This is a genomic window from Streptococcus parasanguinis, assembly GCF_901875555.1.
GTDB lineage: Bacteria > Bacillota > Bacilli > Lactobacillales > Streptococcaceae > Streptococcus > Streptococcus parasanguinis_H.
The window spans coordinates 56591-75521 of record NZ_CABFMD010000004.1 but is presented as its reverse complement, the minus strand read 5'-3'; the positions used below and the strand labels follow the sequence as shown (position 1 = coordinate 75521).

General features: G+C 42.6%; 17 protein-coding genes. 2 read left to right on the top strand and 15 right to left on the bottom strand.

All coding sequences use genetic code 11. The features are described 5' to 3' along the window. Positions 1–113 precede the first annotated feature (113 nt). From sufB to JX304_RS01535, 9 genes are all read right to left on the bottom strand, one after another. The gene (gene sufB, locus JX304_RS01575) at positions 114–1526 is read right to left on the bottom strand and encodes a Fe-S cluster assembly protein SufB (RefSeq protein ID WP_003010279.1); all 1413 of its coding nucleotides are present in this window, start codon (positions 1524–1526) and stop codon (positions 114–116) included. A 32-nt stretch (positions 1527–1558) separates the two neighbouring features. After that, a complete protein-coding gene (gene sufU / locus JX304_RS01570; RefSeq protein WP_205010958.1) occupies positions 1559–1993 on the bottom strand; it encodes a Fe-S cluster assembly sulfur transfer protein SufU in 435 nt (144 codons plus the stop codon). Then, the gene (locus JX304_RS01565; protein WP_205010957.1) at positions 1980–3206 is read right to left on the bottom strand and encodes a cysteine desulfurase; all 1227 of its coding nucleotides are present in this window, start codon (positions 3204–3206) and stop codon (positions 1980–1982) included. The genes sufU and JX304_RS01565 overlap by 14 nt, the downstream gene beginning before the upstream one ends. A gap of 9 nt (positions 3207–3215) precedes the next feature. After that, a complete protein-coding gene (sufD, locus tag JX304_RS01560) occupies positions 3216–4478 on the bottom strand; it encodes a Fe-S cluster assembly protein SufD (RefSeq protein WP_205010956.1) in 1263 nt (420 codons plus the stop codon). Between the two features lie 66 nt (positions 4479–4544). After that, positions 4545–5315 carry a Fe-S cluster assembly ATPase SufC gene (gene sufC / locus JX304_RS01555; protein WP_205010955.1) on the bottom strand — a complete coding sequence of 257 codons (771 nt, stop codon included), beginning with the start codon at positions 5313–5315 and terminating at the stop codon, positions 4545–4547. A gap of 134 nt (positions 5316–5449) precedes the next feature. After that, positions 5450–6607, bottom strand: a complete 1158-nt coding sequence (locus tag JX304_RS01550) for a glycosyltransferase family 4 protein (protein ID WP_205010954.1) — start codon at positions 6605–6607, stop codon at positions 5450–5452. Then, on the bottom strand, positions 6604–7341 hold the full coding sequence (gene mecA, locus JX304_RS01545) for an adaptor protein MecA (RefSeq protein WP_205010953.1): 738 nt from the start codon (positions 7339–7341) through the stop codon (positions 6604–6606). The genes JX304_RS01550 and mecA overlap by 4 nt, the downstream gene beginning before the upstream one ends. 135 nt (positions 7342–7476) lie before the next feature. Then, a complete protein-coding gene (locus tag JX304_RS01540; RefSeq protein ID WP_049523045.1) occupies positions 7477–8313 on the bottom strand; it encodes an undecaprenyl-diphosphate phosphatase in 837 nt (278 codons plus the stop codon). A gap of 108 nt (positions 8314–8421) precedes the next feature. Next, the gene (locus JX304_RS01535) at positions 8422–10329 is read right to left on the bottom strand and encodes a DUF2207 domain-containing protein (protein WP_205010952.1); all 1908 of its coding nucleotides are present in this window, start codon (positions 10327–10329) and stop codon (positions 8422–8424) included. A gap of 117 nt (positions 10330–10446) precedes the next feature. Here JX304_RS01535 and JX304_RS01530 point away from each other — a divergent pair, with 117 nt between their 5' ends. Both JX304_RS01530 and JX304_RS01525 read left to right on the top strand, forming a co-directional pair. Beyond that, positions 10447–12012, top strand: coding sequence for an ABC transporter substrate-binding protein/permease (locus JX304_RS01530; protein ID WP_205010951.1), 1566 nt, complete (start codon positions 10447–10449; stop codon positions 12010–12012). Further along, a complete protein-coding gene (locus JX304_RS01525; protein WP_205010950.1) occupies positions 12012–12752 on the top strand; it encodes an amino acid ABC transporter ATP-binding protein in 741 nt (246 codons plus the stop codon). The genes JX304_RS01530 and JX304_RS01525 overlap by 1 nt, the downstream gene beginning before the upstream one ends. Positions 12753–12873: 121 nt before the next feature. Here the strand turns inward: JX304_RS01525 and JX304_RS01520 are convergent, their stop codons facing one another. The 6 genes from JX304_RS01520 to JX304_RS01495 form a co-directional block, all read right to left on the bottom strand. Then, positions 12874–13089 (bottom strand): hypothetical protein, encoded by a 216-nt coding sequence (locus JX304_RS01520; protein ID WP_003004771.1) that lies wholly within the window; start codon positions 13087–13089, stop codon positions 12874–12876. Positions 13090–13196: 107 nt separating this feature from the next. Continuing rightward, the gene (locus JX304_RS01515; protein ID WP_205010949.1) at positions 13197–14090 is read right to left on the bottom strand and encodes an SPFH domain-containing protein; all 894 of its coding nucleotides are present in this window, start codon (positions 14088–14090) and stop codon (positions 13197–13199) included. A gap of 110 nt (positions 14091–14200) precedes the next feature. Continuing rightward, positions 14201–15451 (bottom strand): threonine ammonia-lyase IlvA, encoded by a 1251-nt coding sequence (gene ilvA / locus JX304_RS01510; RefSeq protein ID WP_205010948.1) that lies wholly within the window; start codon positions 15449–15451, stop codon positions 14201–14203. Between the two features lie 76 nt (positions 15452–15527). After that, the gene (ilvC, locus tag JX304_RS01505; protein ID WP_205010947.1) at positions 15528–16550 is read right to left on the bottom strand and encodes a ketol-acid reductoisomerase; all 1023 of its coding nucleotides are present in this window, start codon (positions 16548–16550) and stop codon (positions 15528–15530) included. 68 nt (positions 16551–16618) lie between these two features. Next, positions 16619–17095 carry an acetolactate synthase small subunit gene (gene ilvN, locus JX304_RS01500; RefSeq protein ID WP_003010242.1) on the bottom strand — a complete coding sequence of 159 codons (477 nt, stop codon included), beginning with the start codon at positions 17093–17095 and terminating at the stop codon, positions 16619–16621. Next, positions 17088–18788, bottom strand: a complete 1701-nt coding sequence (locus JX304_RS01495; RefSeq protein ID WP_205010946.1) for an acetolactate synthase large subunit — start codon at positions 18786–18788, stop codon at positions 17088–17090. The genes ilvN and JX304_RS01495 overlap by 8 nt, the downstream gene beginning before the upstream one ends. Between the last annotated feature and the right edge of the window lie 143 nt (positions 18789–18931).

The window sequence follows — 18931 nt, the reverse complement described above, 5'->3', positions numbered from 1 at the left end:
TATCTTCATAAGTTAATTTCATTATAAAACACCCCAAAAGTTAGATCTTTTCTGTCTAACTTTTGGGGTGCAGTTCATCAAGTCCATTGTGTTTTTTGATTGACAAAAATGAATTAACCTACAGAGCCTTCCATTTCATAGCTAATGAGTCGGTTTAACTCAACGGCATATTCCATTGGAAGTTCTTTCGTAAAGGGCTCTACAAATCCCATGACAATCATTTCTGTCGCTTCTGATTCAGACAGTCCACGACTCATCAAATAATAAAGTTGTTCTTCTGAGATTTTTGAAACCTTAGCTTCGTGCTCCAAAGCAACTTGTGAGTTGTGGATTTCATTAAATGGAATTGTATCTGATGCAGATAAATCATCCATAATAATGGTGTCACACTCGATGTGAGAAACTGATTTCTTGGAGTTTTTGTTAAAGGTTACTTGTCCACGGTAGTCTACCTTTCCGCCACCTTTCGCGATGGATTTAGATACGATAGATGAACTGGTATGTGGTGCATTGTGGATCATCTTGGCACCTGTATCTTGGTGTTGCCCTGCATTCGCAAAGGCAATGGACAACATGGTACCACGCGCTCCTTCTCCATCTAGATAAACAGATGGGTACTTCATAGTTGTCTTGGCACCTAGGTTTCCGTCGATCCACTCAACTGTGGCATCTTTTTGAGCCTTGGCCCGCTTGGTGACCAAGTTATAGACATTGTCAGACCAGTTTTGGATGGTCGTATAGCGCATGTAAGCACCATCCAAGGCAAAGATCTCGACAATCGCTGCATGGAGGCTATTGCTTGAGTAGGTCGGTGCTGTACATCCTTCTACATAGTGGACACTTGCGCCCTCATCGACGATAATCAGGGTCCGTTCAAACTGACCTGTATTTTCATTGTTGATACGGAAGTAGGTTTGAAGAGGAACATCTACTTTTACGCCTTTTGGCACATAAATGAAGGTTCCACCAGACCAAACAGCTGAGTTGAGGGCAGCCAACTTGTTATCCGTTGGAGGTACTAACTTTGCAAAATACTGTTTGAAAAGATCTGGGTATTCTTTCAAGGCAGAATCCGTATCGGTAAAGATAATTCCCAACTTTTCAAACTCTTCTTTCATATTGTGGTAAACCACTTCCGATTCATACTGGGCAGAAGCCCCTGCTAGGTAGGCACGTTCGGCTTCTGGAATCCCGATACGCTCAAAGGTTTCCTTGATTTTCTCTGGAACTTCATCCCATGAACGGGCAGGTTTATCTGAAGGTTTTTGATAATAGATCAAATCATCAAAGTCAATCTCTGATAGATCGGCTCCCCAGGTTTGCATGGGCATCTTTTTGAAGGTTTCAAAAGATTTCAAACGGAATTCTAACATCCATTCTGGTTCATTTTTTGCTGCAGATAATTCACGAATAACTGCTTCGTTCAAGCCTTTTCCTGTAGAGAGAATAGGTTGAACGTCATCGTGAAATCCAAATTTATATTCACCGAGATCAATTGGTTTCGGTTCGACTCTTTCTTCAGCCATAATTTCCTTTCTTTCTCTGTTTCTTCTTTTAATTATTTGCTACGTTCGATCGCTTTTTTAAGAGCATTCCAGGAGAGGGTCGCACACTTAATCCGTTGGGGGAATTTAGAGACTCCAGATAAGAAGGCTGCGTCTCCCAATTCCTCTTGCCGAGGATCTGATTGACCTTGGACCATCTCTGAAAAGACCTGTGCCAATTCTTCGACTTCCTCTTTTGTTTTTCCCATTACAGCATCTGTCATCATACTAGCCGAAGCTGTTGAGATGGTACAACCTGAATTGACAAAGGCAATATCTTGGATCCTATCATTTTCATCAAATTTTACACTTAACTGGATCACATCTCCACAAGTTGGATTGTTGAGTTGGATCTGATCAACACCTTTAATCTGTCCTTGGTGGTGGGGGTGTTTTGAATGGTCAGCTACGACCGCCATGTACAGCGAATCTAATTTAGAAAGTGCCATTGAAAAACTCCTTTGCTTTGACCAATGCCTCAATTAATTTATCACAGTCCGCTTTGGTGTTGTAGAGATAAAAACTGGCTCTCGTTGTTGCTGGAACCTGTAGGTATTGAAGCAAGGGTTGGGCACAGTGGTGACCTGCACGAACGGCAATCCCTTCGTAATCTAGAGCTGTTGCCAAATCATGCGGATGGAGGTCTCCAAGATTAAAAGAAATCACTCCAGAACGTTGGGCTAAGTCTTGGGAACCATAGATCGTCAAGCCTTCGATAGCCTGTAATTTTGGAAATACATAGGCAATCAATTCATGCTCATGCGCTTCTATTTGGTCCATTCCCAACCCCTCTAAGTAATCGATCGCTGCACCAAGACCAATTGCACCAGCCATATGAGGTGTTCCAGCTTCAAATTTCCAAGGCAATTCCTTCCAAGAGGCAGATTGCTCATAAACAAAGTCAATCATTTCGCCCCCAAACTCGATTGGAGACATTTGCTCTAAGATTTCTTCCTTCCCGTAGAGGACACCAATCCCTGTCGGTGCAACCATCTTATGGCCAGAAAAAGCAAAGAAATCCGCATCTAAGTCTTGTACATCAATAGCCATATGGGGGGTTGATTGAGCCCCATCTACGACCATCATCGCTCCAACTTCATGAGCTAATCGGGCAATTTCCTTGATCGGATTGACCACTCCTAAGACATTGGAAGCATGGGTGATAGAGACAAATTTTGTCTTTTCACTAAGCTTGCTTTTTAAGTCTTGCATATCCAGTAAGCCATCTTTTAGATAGACATAGACCAGTTTTGCTCCTGTTTTCTTGCAGGCTTGCTGCCAAGGGATGATGTTGGAGTGATGTTCCATGATGGAAATCAGGACTTCGTCCCCTTCCTTTAGGACTTCTTCTGCATAGCGAGCTACCCAGTTGAGTCCTGTCGTTGTCCCTCTTGTAAAGAGCACTTCCTTGGTCGATGAAGCGTTGATAAATTTTCTGACTTTCTCACGCGCTGCCTCATAAGCTGCTGTCGCTCGTTCAGCCAAGGTATGAACTCCACGGTGAACATTAGCGTTATCCTGCAAATAGTACTGGTTAACTGCTTCCAGAACACATGTTGGTTTTTGCGTCGTCGCTGCATTATCTAGATAAACCAAGGGCTCATCATGGACGAGTTGATCGAGAATAGGAAAATCTTGAGCAATCGTATTTTTATCTAGCATCCTTTCTCCTTAGCGTTGAGATAACTTTTCTTCAATAGTGGCAATCATTTCATCACGTACTTCTTTGACTGGGATTTCAACAATAACAGATCCCAAGAAGCCACGTACCACCAAGCGTTCTGCTGTGTGTTGATCTAGACCACGACTCATGAGGTAATACATATCTTCTGGGTCCACTTGACCGATCGATGCTGCGTGGCCTGCTGTGACGTCGTTTTCATCAATCAAAAGGATTGGATTGGCATCTGAACGCGCTTGATCCGATAACATTAAGACACGGCTTTCCTGTTGGGCGTCTGCTCCTTTGGCACCCTTGATAATGTGACCAATTCCGTTAAAGGTCAAGGTTCCTTTTTCAAGAATAACCCCGTGTTGCAAGATATTTCCGATCGAGTTACAACCAAAGTTGGTCACGCGCGTATCAATTCCTTGCACTTGACGACCGCTTGATAAGGCAACGACCTTCAAATCAGCGTGACTTCCATTTCCAACCAAGTCACTGTCAAAGTCTGCAACTACATTGCCTTCATTCATGACACCGATAGCCCAATCAATGCTGGCATCCTGTCCTAGTTTCCCACGGCGACTGATGTAGGCTGTGACATTTTCACCCAGGCGGTCAATCGCCGCAAATTTCACTTGAGCACCTGAGCGGGCGATCACTTCAACCGTCACATTAGCCGTTGCTTTTGCTGTGCCTTCACCTTTTGATTCCAAGCGTTCCAAATAGCTGAACTTACTGTTTTTACCAGCGATAATCAAAATGTGTTTGTTAAAAGGTACATCACTATCGCTATCCTGATAGAAAATGCCTTCGATTGGTTCTGAAATTTCAACGTTATCTGGAATATAGAGGACAGCCCCACTATTAAAATATGCTGTGTGGTAAGCTGCTAGTTTGTCATCATCGTATTTGACCGAAGACATGAAGTAGTCTTTTACCACTTGCGGAATTTCCTCTAAGGCAGAATGGAAATCTGTGAAAAGAATTCCTTGGTCTGCCAAGGCTTGTGGCACCTGTTCAAAGACAGTTTGTGTTCCGACTTGGACCAATTTTAAATTTGAATCAAGGGCTGTAAAATCTGGAACATTGGCAGAAGCCTCGCTTTCTGTGATCGTCCCGTCCCCAAGATTCCAACGGTGGAATTTGACGCGTTCAATCGCTGGTAATTCCAACTGATCGATCTTGTCAAAAGCTTTTTTTCGTAACTCTTGCAACCAACTTGGTTCAGCATGCAGTTCCGAAAAGAGGGTAATATTTTCAATACTCATTTTTTTCTCCTAATAAAGATACTATCTGTTTGATTTTATGACAACATTAGATCACTAGTCATCAGGTTATAGTTCTTCTTTATAGTCGTAACCGAGTTCTTCTGCAAGTTGGGCGTATCCTTCCCGTTCCAAGCGTGCAGCCAATTCTGGTCCACCTGAAAGCACGACACGACCTTCCATCATCACATGAACTACGTCAGGAGTAATGTAGTTCAACAAACGTTGGTAGTGGGTGATGATCATTGCTCCAAAACCTTCCCCACGCATGGCATTGACTCCTTTAGAAACGACTTTCAGAGCATCAATATCCAAACCAGAATCAATTTCATCCAAAAGAGCAAATGTTGGCTCCAACATCAATAATTGAAGGATTTCATTGCGTTTTTTCTCACCACCAGAGAAGCCTTCATTGAGGTAGCGTTCTGCCATCTCTTCTTTCATGTTGAGCAATTCCATCTTTTCATCCAATTTGTTAATGAAATCACGAATGGAAATCTTCTCGTTCTCTTCTTTACCAGCATTCATGGCTGCACGTAAAAATTCAGCATTGGTAATTCCTGGGATTTCTGAAGGGTATTGCATGGCTAGGAACAAGCCCATGCGCGCCCGTTCATCTACTTCTAATTCTAAGATGTTGACACCATCAAACAGGATCTCGCCCTTGGTCACTTCATAATTTGGGTTTCCCATAATGGCAGCTGACAGAGTCGATTTCCCTGTTCCGTTTGGTCCCATGATGGCTGCGATCTCACCCGTTTTGAGGGTTAGGTTTACACCTTTTAAAATTTCTTTGCCTTCAATTTCAACATGAAGGTCTTTGATTTCTAATGTCGACATTGCATTCCCTTTCTTTTTACTTTGTAGTATGGAAGGTTCTCAAAGCAAAGATTCCTTCATCACAAAGTATTTTTTTACCTTTCAAGTATATCAAAAAAAAGCCTAAATGGCTTTTCTTTTGATTAGAACTATTCTTATTTAGTTTTTTCTTTTCGTTTTTGACGAACTTCCTCCCGGTAGGAAGAATTCCCTATATAGCGCAGAACATTTAACAAAGGACTATGACTTGGCCCCAGAACCCCAATCAATTCTGCTAACAGCTCTACTCCAAACAAGAGCCCGATCACAAGTAAGACACCCCCGATACGAGTAGAGATATTAAGCAGCAAAGAGATCATCGAAAAGATCATCGAAATTCCGTAGATCACAAGAACAGTTCCCCGATGCGTCAAGCCCAAGGAAAGCAAGCGGTGATGCAAGTGATTGCGATCCGGCTTGTAAAATTTTTGACCAGAAAGGGTCCGACGGATAATCGCCAAAAAGGTATCTGTAATCGGCACTCCAAGGATAATCATAGGGGTGACTACTGCAACTGCTGTTGCATTTTTCAAACCTTGCAGGGACAAGACAGAAATCATAAAACCGATAAACAAGGCACCGGTATCTCCCAAATAGAGAATGGCCGGATGGTAGTTAAAGGGAAAGAAACCAGCAATGGACGCAACCAAGACAAAAATAGTCATGGTCAGAAAGAGATTGGGTACTGGTAGAAAGAAATAGGACACAATCCCCATTGTCACTAGAGAAATAATAGAGACCCCACTCACCAAACCATCCAATCCATCAATCAGATTGACCGCATTGGTAATGGCAACAATCCAAATCACTGTCAAAAGATAGGAAAGCCACGGTTCAAAATGAAGTAAGGGACCACCAAATGGAATCTTGAAATCATTCAGCCGAAAATCTGTCAAAAACCAGACTAGACTCGCTGCAAGCAGGATACCGATCATCTTTTTCTTGGCTGACAACTCTTTGACATCATCAATCAAGCCTGTGAGAGTAATAATCCATCCCGCTCCTACGACCGGCAAGGTATAGGATAGGTAACTTTTGATTGGGGCAGTGGTGGATGTCAGCATAGGAATAAAGACGAGAGTCGCAATCGAAAAAGCGATCACAATAGACAATCCACCCGCGCTTGGCATGGGCTTGGTATTGATCCGACGCGCATTCGGATAATCCACTGCATCAATCTTAAAGGAGAATAAGCGAACCAAGGGCGTCAATACCAAGGCAATCATAAAAGTCCCAATCAGCACCAGAACAAATTGCAAGGAAAAGGACATCATAAGCTAGCAACTTTCTTCAAATTCTCAATCGCACCAGACACCATCAGTAAGTGGCCGTGTTCCTGCAGAACGGCTCGTGTTATTTCTGAATCATCTGCATACTCCCGAATGATGGCCAGTAACCAGGTTGGATATTGAGTTGGTTGATCCTCTGTATCGATCAAGACTGTTAAATAATAATCGGATCCCATTTTGTATAATTCAGAGGTATCCACTGGAAAACTGACCATTTTTGAAAAGGCAACTGCTTGCTGGATGTTTGAAAAACGCAAAATGTAATAAATATATTGACTTACTGGTGCTTCAGGTGTGGGATCTTGTTCTTGATCGTCACGTAACTCTTCTTGTTCCAAATGGTGAATAGCTTCCGCATCCCCTTTTGTCTTATCAGAGATCGTTTTTTCCAAGGTTTTGATAAATTCATCTGGCGTCATGCGCGACAACTCTTCCATATCAGGAAGATCTGACAAATCCTCAAAATCCAATTGTTGATCAATTTTTGATTTGGTAACAAAAACATCCAATTTATCCGGTTTTGGTGTCACACGAAAACTCAGCATCCCGCTATCCAGGAAGCTTTCTGGCATTTCGAGCTCATCCAAAATGGCATAGAAAAATTCTTCTGTTTTTTCTTGTGGGACAAGGAAATCAGCAATTTCCATCCCACGTTCTTCTAAGTCTTCTAGTTGGATCGTGATCTTAATAGTTGAATCACTAATTTGCTTCATCTTCATAGCATAACCTCATACTTCTAGTCTTACTATTATACTAAAAAAATGGATAGAATTCAAAAAAAGGATGCATAGAAAAGAGGTCGGGACAAAAGTCTCCAACCTCGAAAAATAATTTGATCAAATTCAACCATTCTCTTAGAAAATAACACGGAAGAGGCCATACAATAACAAGATGGAACCAAGAACGATACGGTATTTCCCAAAGACGGTGAAATCATGATTTTTCACATAATCTGTCAAGAAGCGGATAGCGTACATGCTGACCACGAAGGCCACTCCCATCGCTACCAGTAGAATAAAGAGTTGCCCCAGTGCAAGTGAATGCCCACCAAGAACGAATTTTCCAACCTTTAAGAGGCTAGCCCCAAACATAGCCGGGATACCCAGATAAAAGGTAAACTCTGTCACCACTGGACGGCTAACACCATTGATCAAGCCCCCTACAATCGTAGCGCCTGAACGGCTTGTACCTGGAAATAGCGATAAGACTTGGAAGAGTCCGATATAAAGAGCTGTTCGATAAGGTAGCTTATGCAACTCCGTCACTGCAGGTTCGACTTGTTCCCGTCTTTCCAAATAGATAAAGGCAATCCCGTAGGTGATCAACATAATTGCAACGGAAATCGAATTGTGGAAATGCGCCTCAAACCAATCATCTAATTTAAAAACAAAGACAAGAGGGAGGGTTGCAACTGCAACTTTTGCCCATAATTGCCAGGTCCGACGTACTTCTAGTGGAGATTTCCCAGGTTTGAAGGGGTATAATTTATCGAAATAAATTACCACAACCGCTAGGATCGCACCCAATTGGATCACAACATTGAACATCTCCATAAAGGCCGGATCTTGATTTTTAAACTGCACAAAATCCTGTAGTAGAATCAGGTGACCTGTACTTGAAATCGGTAGCCATTCTGTAATCCCCTCGACAATCCCAAAAAGGATCGCCTTGATTAATTCGATCAGAAACATCTTTTTCTCCTAAACTTACATTTGCTCTATTATATCATAAATCTATGGACTGGACCAGACCTTCCGAACCAGAAGGGAAAGAGAGACTAAGACCATTCTTAGTACTGCTTAAAAGGCACCAAAGCCTCCTCCGCCTCCTCCGCCAGAGAAGCCTCCTCCACTACCAGAAGAAACTGTGAAATGACTAGCCGTCGATGCTGTCGATCCATAAGTAGACATGGCATGACTTGAGTGGGTCACATCATGATAGAATGGGGTGTAAACGAAGGCGTTTAAGGCTCGATTTTCTAACTGAATATTCCGAAGTTTCATGACCTTTGTGACCTGATCGGCTACACCATACAAAGCCGCATAGACCAATAAGCGGTTCCATAGGACCAGAGACTGCAACTCTGCATCGTTGAGGTGAGCAATCTCTTTCAACATCCGACCAAAACTATCCCAGTAATAGCGTTGCTCAGCACCCGCAACATTGACAACCCCATCTCGTAGGCAGGCCTTAAAGACACCATTGAAACGCGCTGGCATAAACCAAAGTATAAGGATCCCTATCAAACAAGGAATAGAGAACCACCCCAGCACAAAGATAGCAAAGATTTCTGCTCCAAGGGCGATAAACCAAGCAGCCCAACCAAAGAAGAGACTTCGTCTTGCTTGCGCTTCTTCATTTGCCTCTAACGGGCGATAGTAGCTTGGCAAATGGAGATCTTCCACCTTGCGATGAACATCTCTAGCAATCTGGTTGACAGCTGCATCAAAGCGACCCTGAGCCCAACTGCCTAGTGAACGAATGGCTTCTTGATCTGATTTTTTGGCATGTTTGTATACATCATCACTGAATTTATAATTCTCAAAGAGACTGTTAACAGGGCAGGAAACCTGATCACCAAAAGCCATATTCATAAAGGAACGTTCAAAATCATCTACATGTCCATGAGACTTCCTAGTCAAAACCACTTCATCTCCTTGTTGCTCGTAGACAATCACTCCACGATCCATCAAATCCAGCAAAGTGGCTTGAAGCATTTTTTCAAAGGTAAACACCGGAGGAGTCGCCTTCTCTTTATTGGTCGGGGAAGCCTCGTCTAATTCAGCTGAATAAACAACCGAACTCATAATCAGAGGTGCAATGTCCTGTGGAATCTCATAAAAACGAGTATCGGTCGGATAGGTCACACCAGGCCAAATCATTTTTTTGAACCGATTGCGACCCAAGAGAGAAAGAAGCCAGAGTGCAATAATTAAGGCTGGCAAGATCCATTTCCAAAACATGCGTGTCCAGTATTTTTCCTGTTCAATTTTAGCTTGGTTCTTGTGAAATTCATCTAATTTGGTCAATCCTGTATTTCGATCAGAATCATACAAGGTAGTTAGGTCTGACTTCAACCAGTAACCATACAACTCCACAGCCTTTCCTTTGCCCAGATTATAGAAAGTGGCAGAATAGATTCCATCTTCTTTTTTTACAGCCACATCTGGTCCCATAAAGGCTGTATGGATATACAATTCCGATTGGGCATTGGCGGGTGCGAACTTAGGAATGACACGAAATTGAACTTCATCCACCTTCTGATCACCATCAGTAATTGGTTTCCAGTTCAACTGCAAGATATCCTTGTGTGAATAAAGAAGATTTTTTAATTTCCATGTGACTTTAATCTTGACTGTATCTGTCGCCACACCACTGTTATAAATTTTCACTCGGTAGCCATCACCTAGATTCGTAATCTCGGGTTCTCTTTGAAGATCACGACCTTCCACCTCAACCTTTGGCGGTATCTCAATTGCGAAGCCTTGTGGCATATTCCCCGCCGTTCCTAGACTGACATACTGCCCTCTATAAGAATCTTTGAAATAATAGACCAACTCCTCCTCATAGGTGGCGTCGTCCCAGGTGTCCAAGGTCAAGGTTCCACCATAGTATAATACATCATAAGAGGGGCTAGATGCATGGACGTTCTGACTGACAAAAAGGCAGGCCAGAAAGGCGAAAAAAACATACAAATACTTTTTCATTTGATCACGCTCCTTTGTATTATTATAGCATTTTTTAAATAAAAAGAGGAGCATGCTTGAAATGCAACCTATTTTACCGTACAATAGGAAGAGTTAAAATAAGGAAGAGGAGAAAAAATGAAAAAAACATTATTCGCGCTCTTAACAGGGCTTTTCATTTGCCTAGGCGTCACACAGGTTGCTCATGCAGATGACTATTTACGAATCGGAATGGAAGCGGCCTACGCTCCCTTTAACTGGACACAAAACGATGACTCTAATGGAGCCGTTAAGATTGATGGTACCAACCAATATGCCAATGGGTATGACGTCCAAGTTGCTAAAAAAATTGCAGCAGATTTAGGAAAAAAACCTTTGGTGGTTAAAACAGAATGGGATGGACTCTTACCAGCCCTAACTTCTGGTAAAATCGATATGATCATCGCTGGGATGACCCCTACTGCTGAACGTAAAAAAGCCATCGCTTTTTCAACTAGTTACTATAACAGTGAGCCTGTTCTCGTCGTAAACAAGGATGGCAACTACGCAAAAGCTAAAACACTAGACGATTTCAAGGATGCCAAGATCACTTCTCAACAAGGAGTATACCTCTACACCTTGATTCCTCAATTAAAAGGCGTTAGCCAACAAACAGCTATGGGAGACTTTACCCAAATGCGTCAAGCTTTGGAAGCTGGTGTCATCGATGGCTATGTTTCTGAACGACCAGAAGCACTTGCTGCTGAAGCTGCTAACAAGAAATTTAAGATGATCCGCCTAACAAAAGGCTTCCAAGTTGGAGAAGAAGATGCTTCTACCGCTGTTGGAATGCGAAAAGGTGACAACCGCATGGCACAAGTCAATGCTACCATCGCAAAACTTTCGACGGATGATCAAACCAAGCTCATGGATCAAATGATTCAATTGCAACTGGCGACTACAGAGAACAAAAAGGAAAAACAACCATCGTTCTTTGAACAAGTCTTTGCCATCATTAAATCCGATGGTCCTCAATTCCTTCGCGGAACTGGAATGACCCTGCTCATCTCTATCACAGGTACTATCTTTGGTTTAATCATTGGGTTGTTGATTGGCGTTTACCGAACAGCTCCAAAAGCAAAAAATAAAGTCCTTGCTGGATGCCAAACCGCCTTTGGTTGGTTCTTGAACGTCTATATTGAAATCTTCCGTGGGACACCTATGATTGTACAATCTATGGTTATTTACTACGGAACAGCTCAAGCCTTTGGGATTTCAATCGACCGGACTCTCGCTGCCATCATCATCGTATCTATCAACACAGGTGCCTACATGAGTGAAATTGTTCGTGGTGGGATCTATGCTGTGGATAAAGGGCAATTTGAAGCCGCTACGGCACTAGGAATGACCCATGGACAAACCATGCGCAAGGTCGTACTTCCACAAGTTGTCCGCAATATCTTGCCAGCAACAGGGAATGAATTCGTCATTAACATTAAAGATACCTCTGTCTTGAACGTTATCTCTGTGGTTGAGCTATACTTTACTGGTAAAACCGTTGCATCACAAAATTACCAAACTTTCCAAACCTTTACGGTGATTGCTGTGATTTACTTCGTTCTCACCTTTACAATCACACGAATCCTTCGCTACATCGAACGTCGCTTAGATTCTGATACTTATACTACAGGTGCAAATCAAATGCAAGTCAATGAGGTGAAATAATGTCAGAAAAAATTCTTGAAATTCAACATTTAAAAAAATCTTATGGTCAAAATGAGGTTTTGAAAGATATTTCGCTCACGGTTGAAAAAGGAGAGGTGATCTCCATCATCGGGAGCTCTGGTAGCGGAAAATCAACCTTCCTTCGCTCCATCAATCTTCTAGAGACTCCTACAGCTGGAGAGATTCTCTATCGTGGCCAAAATGTCCTTGATCCTGATTATGATCTCACGCATTACCGTGAGAAATTAGGAATGGTTTTCCAAAGCTTTAATCTCTTCGAAAATTTGAATGTCTTAGAAAATACAATCGTTGCACAAACAACCGTCCTCAAGCGGGACCGAGAAACTGCAGAAAAAGTTGCCAAAGAAAACCTTGAAAAAGTCGGTATGGGATCTCAATATTGGGCTGCCCGTCCGAAACAACTTTCAGGTGGTCAAAAGCAGCGGGTCGCCATCGCACGCGCGCTCTCTATGGATCCTGATGCCATTCTCTTCGATGAACCAACTTCTGCCCTAGACCCAGAAATGGTTGGGGAAGTTTTGAAAATCATGCAGGACTTGGCCAAAGAAGGTCTGACCATGATTGTCGTAACCCACGAAATGGAATTTGCCCGCGATGTCTCTAGCCGGGTCATCTTCATGGACAAGGGTGTCATAGCTGAACAAGGCGATCCAAAAGAAATCTTTAGTCATCCAAAAGAAGAACGGACCAAGGAATTCCTTCAACGCTTCTTACATTAATCTCTTGAAACAGTTTGCTTACCAGTATGGAAGCAAGCTGTTTTTTTGTACCGCTGCTACTTTTGAGGCATAGAAAAAAACCAGAGAGAATTCCTCTCCGGTTTTTAATTGGAACAACAAATTAATCTTCGAATTTTTGATGATTTTTATCATAAAAATCAATCAATCCAAGTGCAGTTTCAAACGAGATGTTCTTCACTTTTGCACGTCCTTGAGCCAAGGCAATGATAGACATTTCACGGGCATTTGTTTCTTTACTGATACGATAGCCAGTAATTTTCTTATCACGTACCCATCCAACAACTGATTCTACTTTTTCAAAGTTCGATTTAGCCATTATCTTTCTCCTATATTATTATTTCCAATACTAATATAAATTTTTTTGCACATTTTGTCAACTAAAATCGCTGAAAATACGAACCTTTTTTAAAAATGAGAAAAAGTTTACTTTGCTTTCAGGGCTGATAATATTTGTGTACGAATGTTTTCGACGCCATCTGGGTTAGCTGGTAGGAAAATCGTATTATTCCCTTCCTTATCTGCAAAATTATTTAAGGTATCTAAGTACTGATTGGTTAACAGAATAGACATAATTTGCTCTTCGGTCAAGTCTACATTGGCTCCTTTTAACTCTTTAATAGAGTCTGCCAATCCATCGACAATAGCCTTCCGTTGCTCGGCAATACCGACCCCGTGCAAGCGGTCTTTTTCCGCCTCAGCTTCGGCAGCAGTAACGATCTTGATCTTGTCTGCTTCTGCCAATTCCTGAGCTGCCACGCGTTTTCTTTGCGCCGCATTAATCTCGTTCATGGATTGTTTCACTTCGGCATCTGGCTCAACTTTGGTGATCAAAGTTTTTACAATAATATATCCATAAGTTGACATTTCTTCTGCCACTTGTTTTTGAACTTCAAGGGCGATTTCATCTTTTTTCTCAAATAATTCATCCAAGGTCAACTTGGGAACAGAAGAACGCAAAGCATCTTCAATGTATGATTTAATCTGTGACTCTGGACGCATCAACTTGTAGTAGGCATCCTTTACGTTGCTTTCGTTCACTCGGTATTGCGTCGCCACATTCATGGTAACGAATACGTTATCCTGAGTTTTTGTTTCAACCACGATCTCACTCTGCAAGACGCGCAATTGAACTCGTGCTGCAATTTTATCGATACCAAAAGGCGCTCGCATATGAATGCCACTATCGCTAATTTTTTGATAACGTCCGAAGCGCTCGATGATGGCAACGGACTGTTGTTTCACCACATATAGTGAACTGATCACAATGACTCCTGCAACTATTAGCAAGAATAAAATAAAGATAAAAAATCCAGGCATAAAAAGTTCCTCCTTTTAATTTACGCATATCATATCACAAGTCTTCATAAAAAAGCAATATATTCCATAAAAATATATTGCTTAAATAGTCGATTATCTCTGCATGATACTCAGACCAGCATATTATAGAGAGTTTCATTGCCGTTCAAGTTAATGAAAGACGGATCAAAACGCTCGATACGGTTGACCAATCCTGCATAGTCATGTTTATTAGCCAAAGTAACCCCAATCAAGACAGGGCCAGTTCCCTTGCTAGCACGTTTGATGTATTCAAAACGTGTGATATCATCATTTGGCCCTAGGATATCATTTACAAATTCTCGAAGAGCACCTGGACGTTGTGGGAAGTTGACGATAAAGTAGTGTTTTACTCCATCGTAGATCAAGGCACGCTCTTCCATCTCAGGCATGCGGTTAATATCATTATTCCCACCTGAGATGATACAACAGATGGTTTTCCCCTTGATGTATTCGCGCAAGATTTCAAGGGATGCCACACTGGCCGCCCCCGCTGGTTCAGCCACGATCCCCTGCTTAGAATAAAGATCAATCAAAGTCTCTGAAATCAAACCTTCATCGACCCCAACCAGGGTTTCCACATGCTGACGGGTTACTTCATAGGTTAATTGTCCCACTTTTTGCACGGCAATCCCATCTGCAAATTTATCAATTTCTGGTAATTTGACTGGGCCCCCTGCTTCAAAAGCAGCCTTCATGGAGCGCGCCCCTTCGGCCTCTACCCCAATGACCTCAATCCTAGGCTCTGTTTCTTTGATGTAGGTAGACACACCCGAAATAAGGCCACCCCCACCTACAGGAACAAGGACAGTATCAAACTCAATCGATTCCTTTCGCGCTTCCTCAAGGATTTCGTAGGCCACTGTTCCTTGACCAGCCTGTACGTTTGGATCATCAAAGGGGTCGATAAAGGTCCGTTTTTCGGCAAGAGTAAATTCTTGTGCCGCCTTAGCTGACGCGTCAAAGGTATCCCCAACTAACTTGATCGTTACATAATCCCCACCAAAGAATCCGACTTGTCCGATCTTTTGTTGCGGTGTCGTAATCGGCATGAAGATGGTCGCTGGAATCTTCATTTCATTACAAGTATAAGCAACCCCTTGTGCATGGTTTCCCGCAGAAGCACACACTACCCCACGCTCACGCTCTTCTTTTGATAATTGAGAGATCGCAAAGTAAGCTCCACGAATTTTGAAAGAACGAACACGTTGGGCATTTTCTTTTTTCAAATAAATCTTTGCCCCATATTTTTCAGATAAATAGTGGTCGTATTCAAGGGGCGTATTGACCACGACTCCACTTAATATTTTATGGGCCTTGGTCACATCTTTTGCTGTTATCATTTCATACCTCTGTTGCTGTGTATTGATCAAAAAAGCAAGCCAGGGTGTCCCAACTTGCTTAGTCTTCTACAGACAATTAGTTGTAGATTTTGAAAGCGTCATCGTCGTTTTGACCAACGAATGGCATTGCTTTACGCAATTCAGCACCAACTTTTTCAATTTCAAGTTCTTCAGCTTGTTTACGGAAGGCTTTCAAACGTGGGAAACCAGCATCGTGGTCTTCAACGAATTCACGCGCAAATTTACCTGATTGGATATCAGCAAGGGCAGCTTTCATGTTTTCTTTTACTTCTGGACCGATGACACGTGGACCAGTTACGAAATCACCAAATTCCGCAGTATTTGAACATGATTGACGCATTTTCTTGAAGCCACCTTCGTAGATCAAGTCAACGATCAATTTCATTTCGTGAAGTACTTCGAAGTAAGCCAATTCAGGGGCATAACCAGCTTCTGTCAAAACTTCAAATCCAGCTTCGATCAAGCTTGTCAAACCACCCATAAGAACGGCTTGTTCACCAAACAAATCTTCTTCTGTTTCTTCTTTGAAAGTTGTTGAAAGAAGACCAACACGTGCTGAACCAACACCTTTTGCCCAGTCCATTGCGATGTCTTTCGCATGGCCAGTAGCATCTTGGTAGACAGCGTAAAGTGCTGGTACACCAAATCCTTCAGTGTAAGTACGACGTACTAAGTGACCTGGTCCTTTAGGAGCAACCATGAAGACATCAACATCTTCTGGAGCTTTGATGTAACCAAAGTGGATATTGAAACCATGGGCAAAACCAAGAGCTTTCCCAGCGCTCAAGTTTGGAGCAATTTCATCTTTGTAAATATCTTTTTGGATTTCGTCTGGTGCCAAGATCATGATGATATCAGCCAATTTAGTTGCTTCTGCAACTGGGTAAGCTTCAAATCCATCTTCTTTTGCTTTATCGAATGATTTACCAGGGCGTACACCGATGATGACATCATGACCTGAATCACGCAAGTTTTGTGCATGAGCATGACCTTGTGAACCATAACCGATAACGGCGATCTTTTTACCATCAAGTGCTGGTACTTTAACGTCTTTTTCGTATTCCATTTGAACTGCCATAAGTAAAATCTCTTTTCTATTTTATTATTCGCCTTTTTAAGGCGGGGTTAACAATGTTAAGGTGAGAATTAATCTCGAGTAAATCCGGTTGCACCGGTGCGGGCGATGTTTTTAATCCCATACGGGCGAATGACACGAATAAGGGCTTCACTCTTTTCTGCATTTCCCGTCATTTGAACAGTGATAGAGCTTGGAGCCACATCGACCACGGTCGCACGGAAAGGTTGAATAATGGCCAAGATTTCTGCTCGTTTCTCAGCAGGTGCAGAAACTTTCACCAAGATCACTTCGCGCTCCAAGTGTGGTTTATCAGTGATATCCCGGACACGGATCACATCCACTTGGCGGTTGAGCTGTTTGATGATTTGCTCTACTTCATCATGCGAAGCAACATCAATGATAATGGTAATCCGCGATACATTAGGGTTTTCTGTTGCGCCAACAGAGATACTTTCGATATTGACTTGACGTCTCGATAGAACTCCTGTAAAGCGGTTCAGAACACCTGAGCGGTTTTGAAGTTTGGCTGTTAACATTCTACGCATTAAACTTCACCCCCAACATCTCATGATTACTCTTACCAGCTGGTACCATCGGTAAGACATGCTCTTTCCGAGAAATGTCTACTTCGATGAACATTGGTACATCTTCTGTGATAACTTCCAAATCCTTCTCAAGAGTTTCAGGATTATCAAATTTATAATTCTTGATCCCGTAGGCTTGCGCCATCAATTGGAAATCCGGAAGGCTATCAAAGACTGACTCTGATGTCCGACCATCATAGAAGGCTTCTTGCCATTGACGGACCATCCCAAGCGAGTGGTTGTTGAGCATAACGACCTTGATTGGAACCTTGTAGATATTTAAGATGGCCAATTCCTGGTTGGTCATTTGGAAACCACCATCCCCAACAAAGAGAACAACTTCTTTATCTGGATTGGCAATTTTCGCTCCGATAGCTGCAGGAACACCGAATCCCATCGTTCCTAGACCTCCTGAAGTCACCAATTGGCGCTCATTTTGGTAAGGATAGTATTGAGCTGCCCACATTTGGTGTTGGCCAACGTCTGTGACGACAATAGCGTCACCCTTGGTCAACTCTCCAATGCGTTCGATCACAGCTTGTGGCTGTACAACCCGTTCCTTCTTGTCGTATGAACGAACCCGGTTCTTATCTTTGGTTACCTTTTCGATCCATTTTTCTGTGTTGTTATGAACCGTTGGCTCGGCTAGCAACTGCTGCAAGGCCTTCTTTGCATCGCCAACGACAGGAATATCAACAGCAATGATCTTGCCAATCTCTGCAGGATCAATGTCGATATGGGCAACCTTAGCATTTTTAGCGAAAGTCTTTGGATTCCCTGTCAAACGGTCGTCAAATCGACAACCAACACTGATCATAAAATCCGTCTCTGTCATAGCGATATTGGCTGCGAAGGATCCGTGCATTCCTCCCATCCCTAGGAAAAGAGGATGACTGGTCGCAATCGTTCCTTGACCTAAAAGACTGGTCACTACTGGAATCTGATAGCGCTCTGCTAGAGCAATCAACTCTTTTGCAGCTCCAGCGTAACTTACCCCACCACCAGCAAGAAGAACCGGTTTTTTCGCCTTGCTCAATTGCTTCAAGATCTTTTTGATCTGCAATTCATTGGGCTCTACCGTTGGCTGATAGCTAGGAAGCTTCACTGTCGGATCATAGATGAAATCTGTCTCTAAAGCAGACACATCCTTTGGAAGGTCAATCACAACCGGACCAGGACGGCCGGTCGTCGCAATATGGATAGCTTCTGTGATAATTCGTGGAATATCTGCTGTCTCACGTACTTGATAGTTGTACTTAGTGATGGGCATGGTAATTCCCACGATATCCGCTTCTTGGAAGGCGTCTTTCCCGATCCCAGCACGATTGACTTGACCAGTAAAGACTAGTAAGGGAACGCTATCGCTCATAGCATCTGCAATCCCTGTAATGGCATTGGTCGCTCCCGGTCCACTAGTGACGACTGCGACACCCAGCTTTCCAGTCGATTTAGCGTAGCCTTCAGCCTCATGCAAACATCCTTGTTCATGACGACCCAAGATATGCTGGATACCCTCAAAGCTATAGATGGCATCGTATAAAGGCAAAACCGCTCCACCAGGATAACCAAAAATCGTGTCAATCCCCAAATCACGCAGAGTTTCAAGAACAAGCTCTGAGCCGGTTTTTGCAGTTTCTAAGGTAATTTTCTCCATGTCTCTCCTTTCCAGTACTTTGTAGTTCAAATTAGCATGCTACTATCATACCATTTTTAGAAAATATTTCAAGGAAAAATAGTAAATTTTCTGAATTTTCTATCCAAATCCGAATAATGAGAGTTTTCCTAAAACAATAACAA

Bases quoted from the DNA above. Each gene is read 5' to 3' on its own strand.
- sufD (WP_205010956.1), bottom strand. From the start codon at position 4,478: ATGAGTATTGAAAATATTACCCTCTTTTCGGAACTGCATGCTGAACCA.
- JX304_RS01550 (WP_205010954.1), bottom strand. From the start codon at position 6,607: ATGATGTCCTTTTCCTTGCAATTTGTTCTGGTGCTGATTGGGACTTTT.
- sufU (WP_205010958.1), bottom strand. From the start codon at position 1,993: ATGGCACTTTCTAAATTAGATTCGCTGTACATGGCGGTCGTAGCTGAC.
- JX304_RS01535 (WP_205010952.1), bottom strand. From the start codon at position 10,329: ATGAAAAAGTATTTGTATGTTTTTTTCGCCTTTCTGGCCTGCCTTTTT.
- JX304_RS01520 (WP_003004771.1), bottom strand. From the start codon at position 13,089: ATGGCTAAATCGAACTTTGAAAAAGTAGAATCAGTTGTTGGATGGGTA.
- ilvA (WP_205010948.1), bottom strand. From the start codon at position 15,451: ATGATAACAGCAAAAGATGTGACCAAGGCCCATAAAATATTAAGTGGA.
- JX304_RS01540 (WP_049523045.1), bottom strand. From the start codon at position 8,313: ATGTTTCTGATCGAATTAATCAAGGCGATCCTTTTTGGGATTGTCGAG.
- sufC (WP_205010955.1), bottom strand. From the start codon at position 5,315: ATGTCGACATTAGAAATCAAAGACCTTCATGTTGAAATTGAAGGCAAA.
- JX304_RS01495 (WP_205010946.1), bottom strand. From the start codon at position 18,788: ATGGAGAAAATTACCTTAGAAACTGCAAAAACCGGCTCAGAGCTTGTT.
- JX304_RS01565 (WP_205010957.1), bottom strand. From the start codon at position 3,206: ATGCTAGATAAAAATACGATTGCTCAAGATTTTCCTATTCTCGATCAA.
- JX304_RS01515 (WP_205010949.1), bottom strand. From the start codon at position 14,090: ATGCCTGGATTTTTTATCTTTATTTTATTCTTGCTAATAGTTGCAGGA.
- JX304_RS01525 (WP_205010950.1), top strand. From the start codon at position 12,012: ATGTCAGAAAAAATTCTTGAAATTCAACATTTAAAAAAATCTTATGGT.
- mecA (WP_205010953.1), bottom strand. From the start codon at position 7,341: ATGAAGATGAAGCAAATTAGTGATTCAACTATTAAGATCACGATCCAA.
- ilvC (WP_205010947.1), bottom strand. From the start codon at position 16,550: ATGGCAGTTCAAATGGAATACGAAAAAGACGTTAAAGTACCAGCACTT.
- sufB (WP_003010279.1), bottom strand. From the start codon at position 1,526: ATGGCTGAAGAAAGAGTCGAACCGAAACCAATTGATCTCGGTGAATAT.
- ilvN (WP_003010242.1), bottom strand. From the start codon at position 17,095: ATGCGTAGAATGTTAACAGCCAAACTTCAAAACCGCTCAGGTGTTCTG.
- JX304_RS01530 (WP_205010951.1), top strand. From the start codon at position 10,447: ATGAAAAAAACATTATTCGCGCTCTTAACAGGGCTTTTCATTTGCCTA.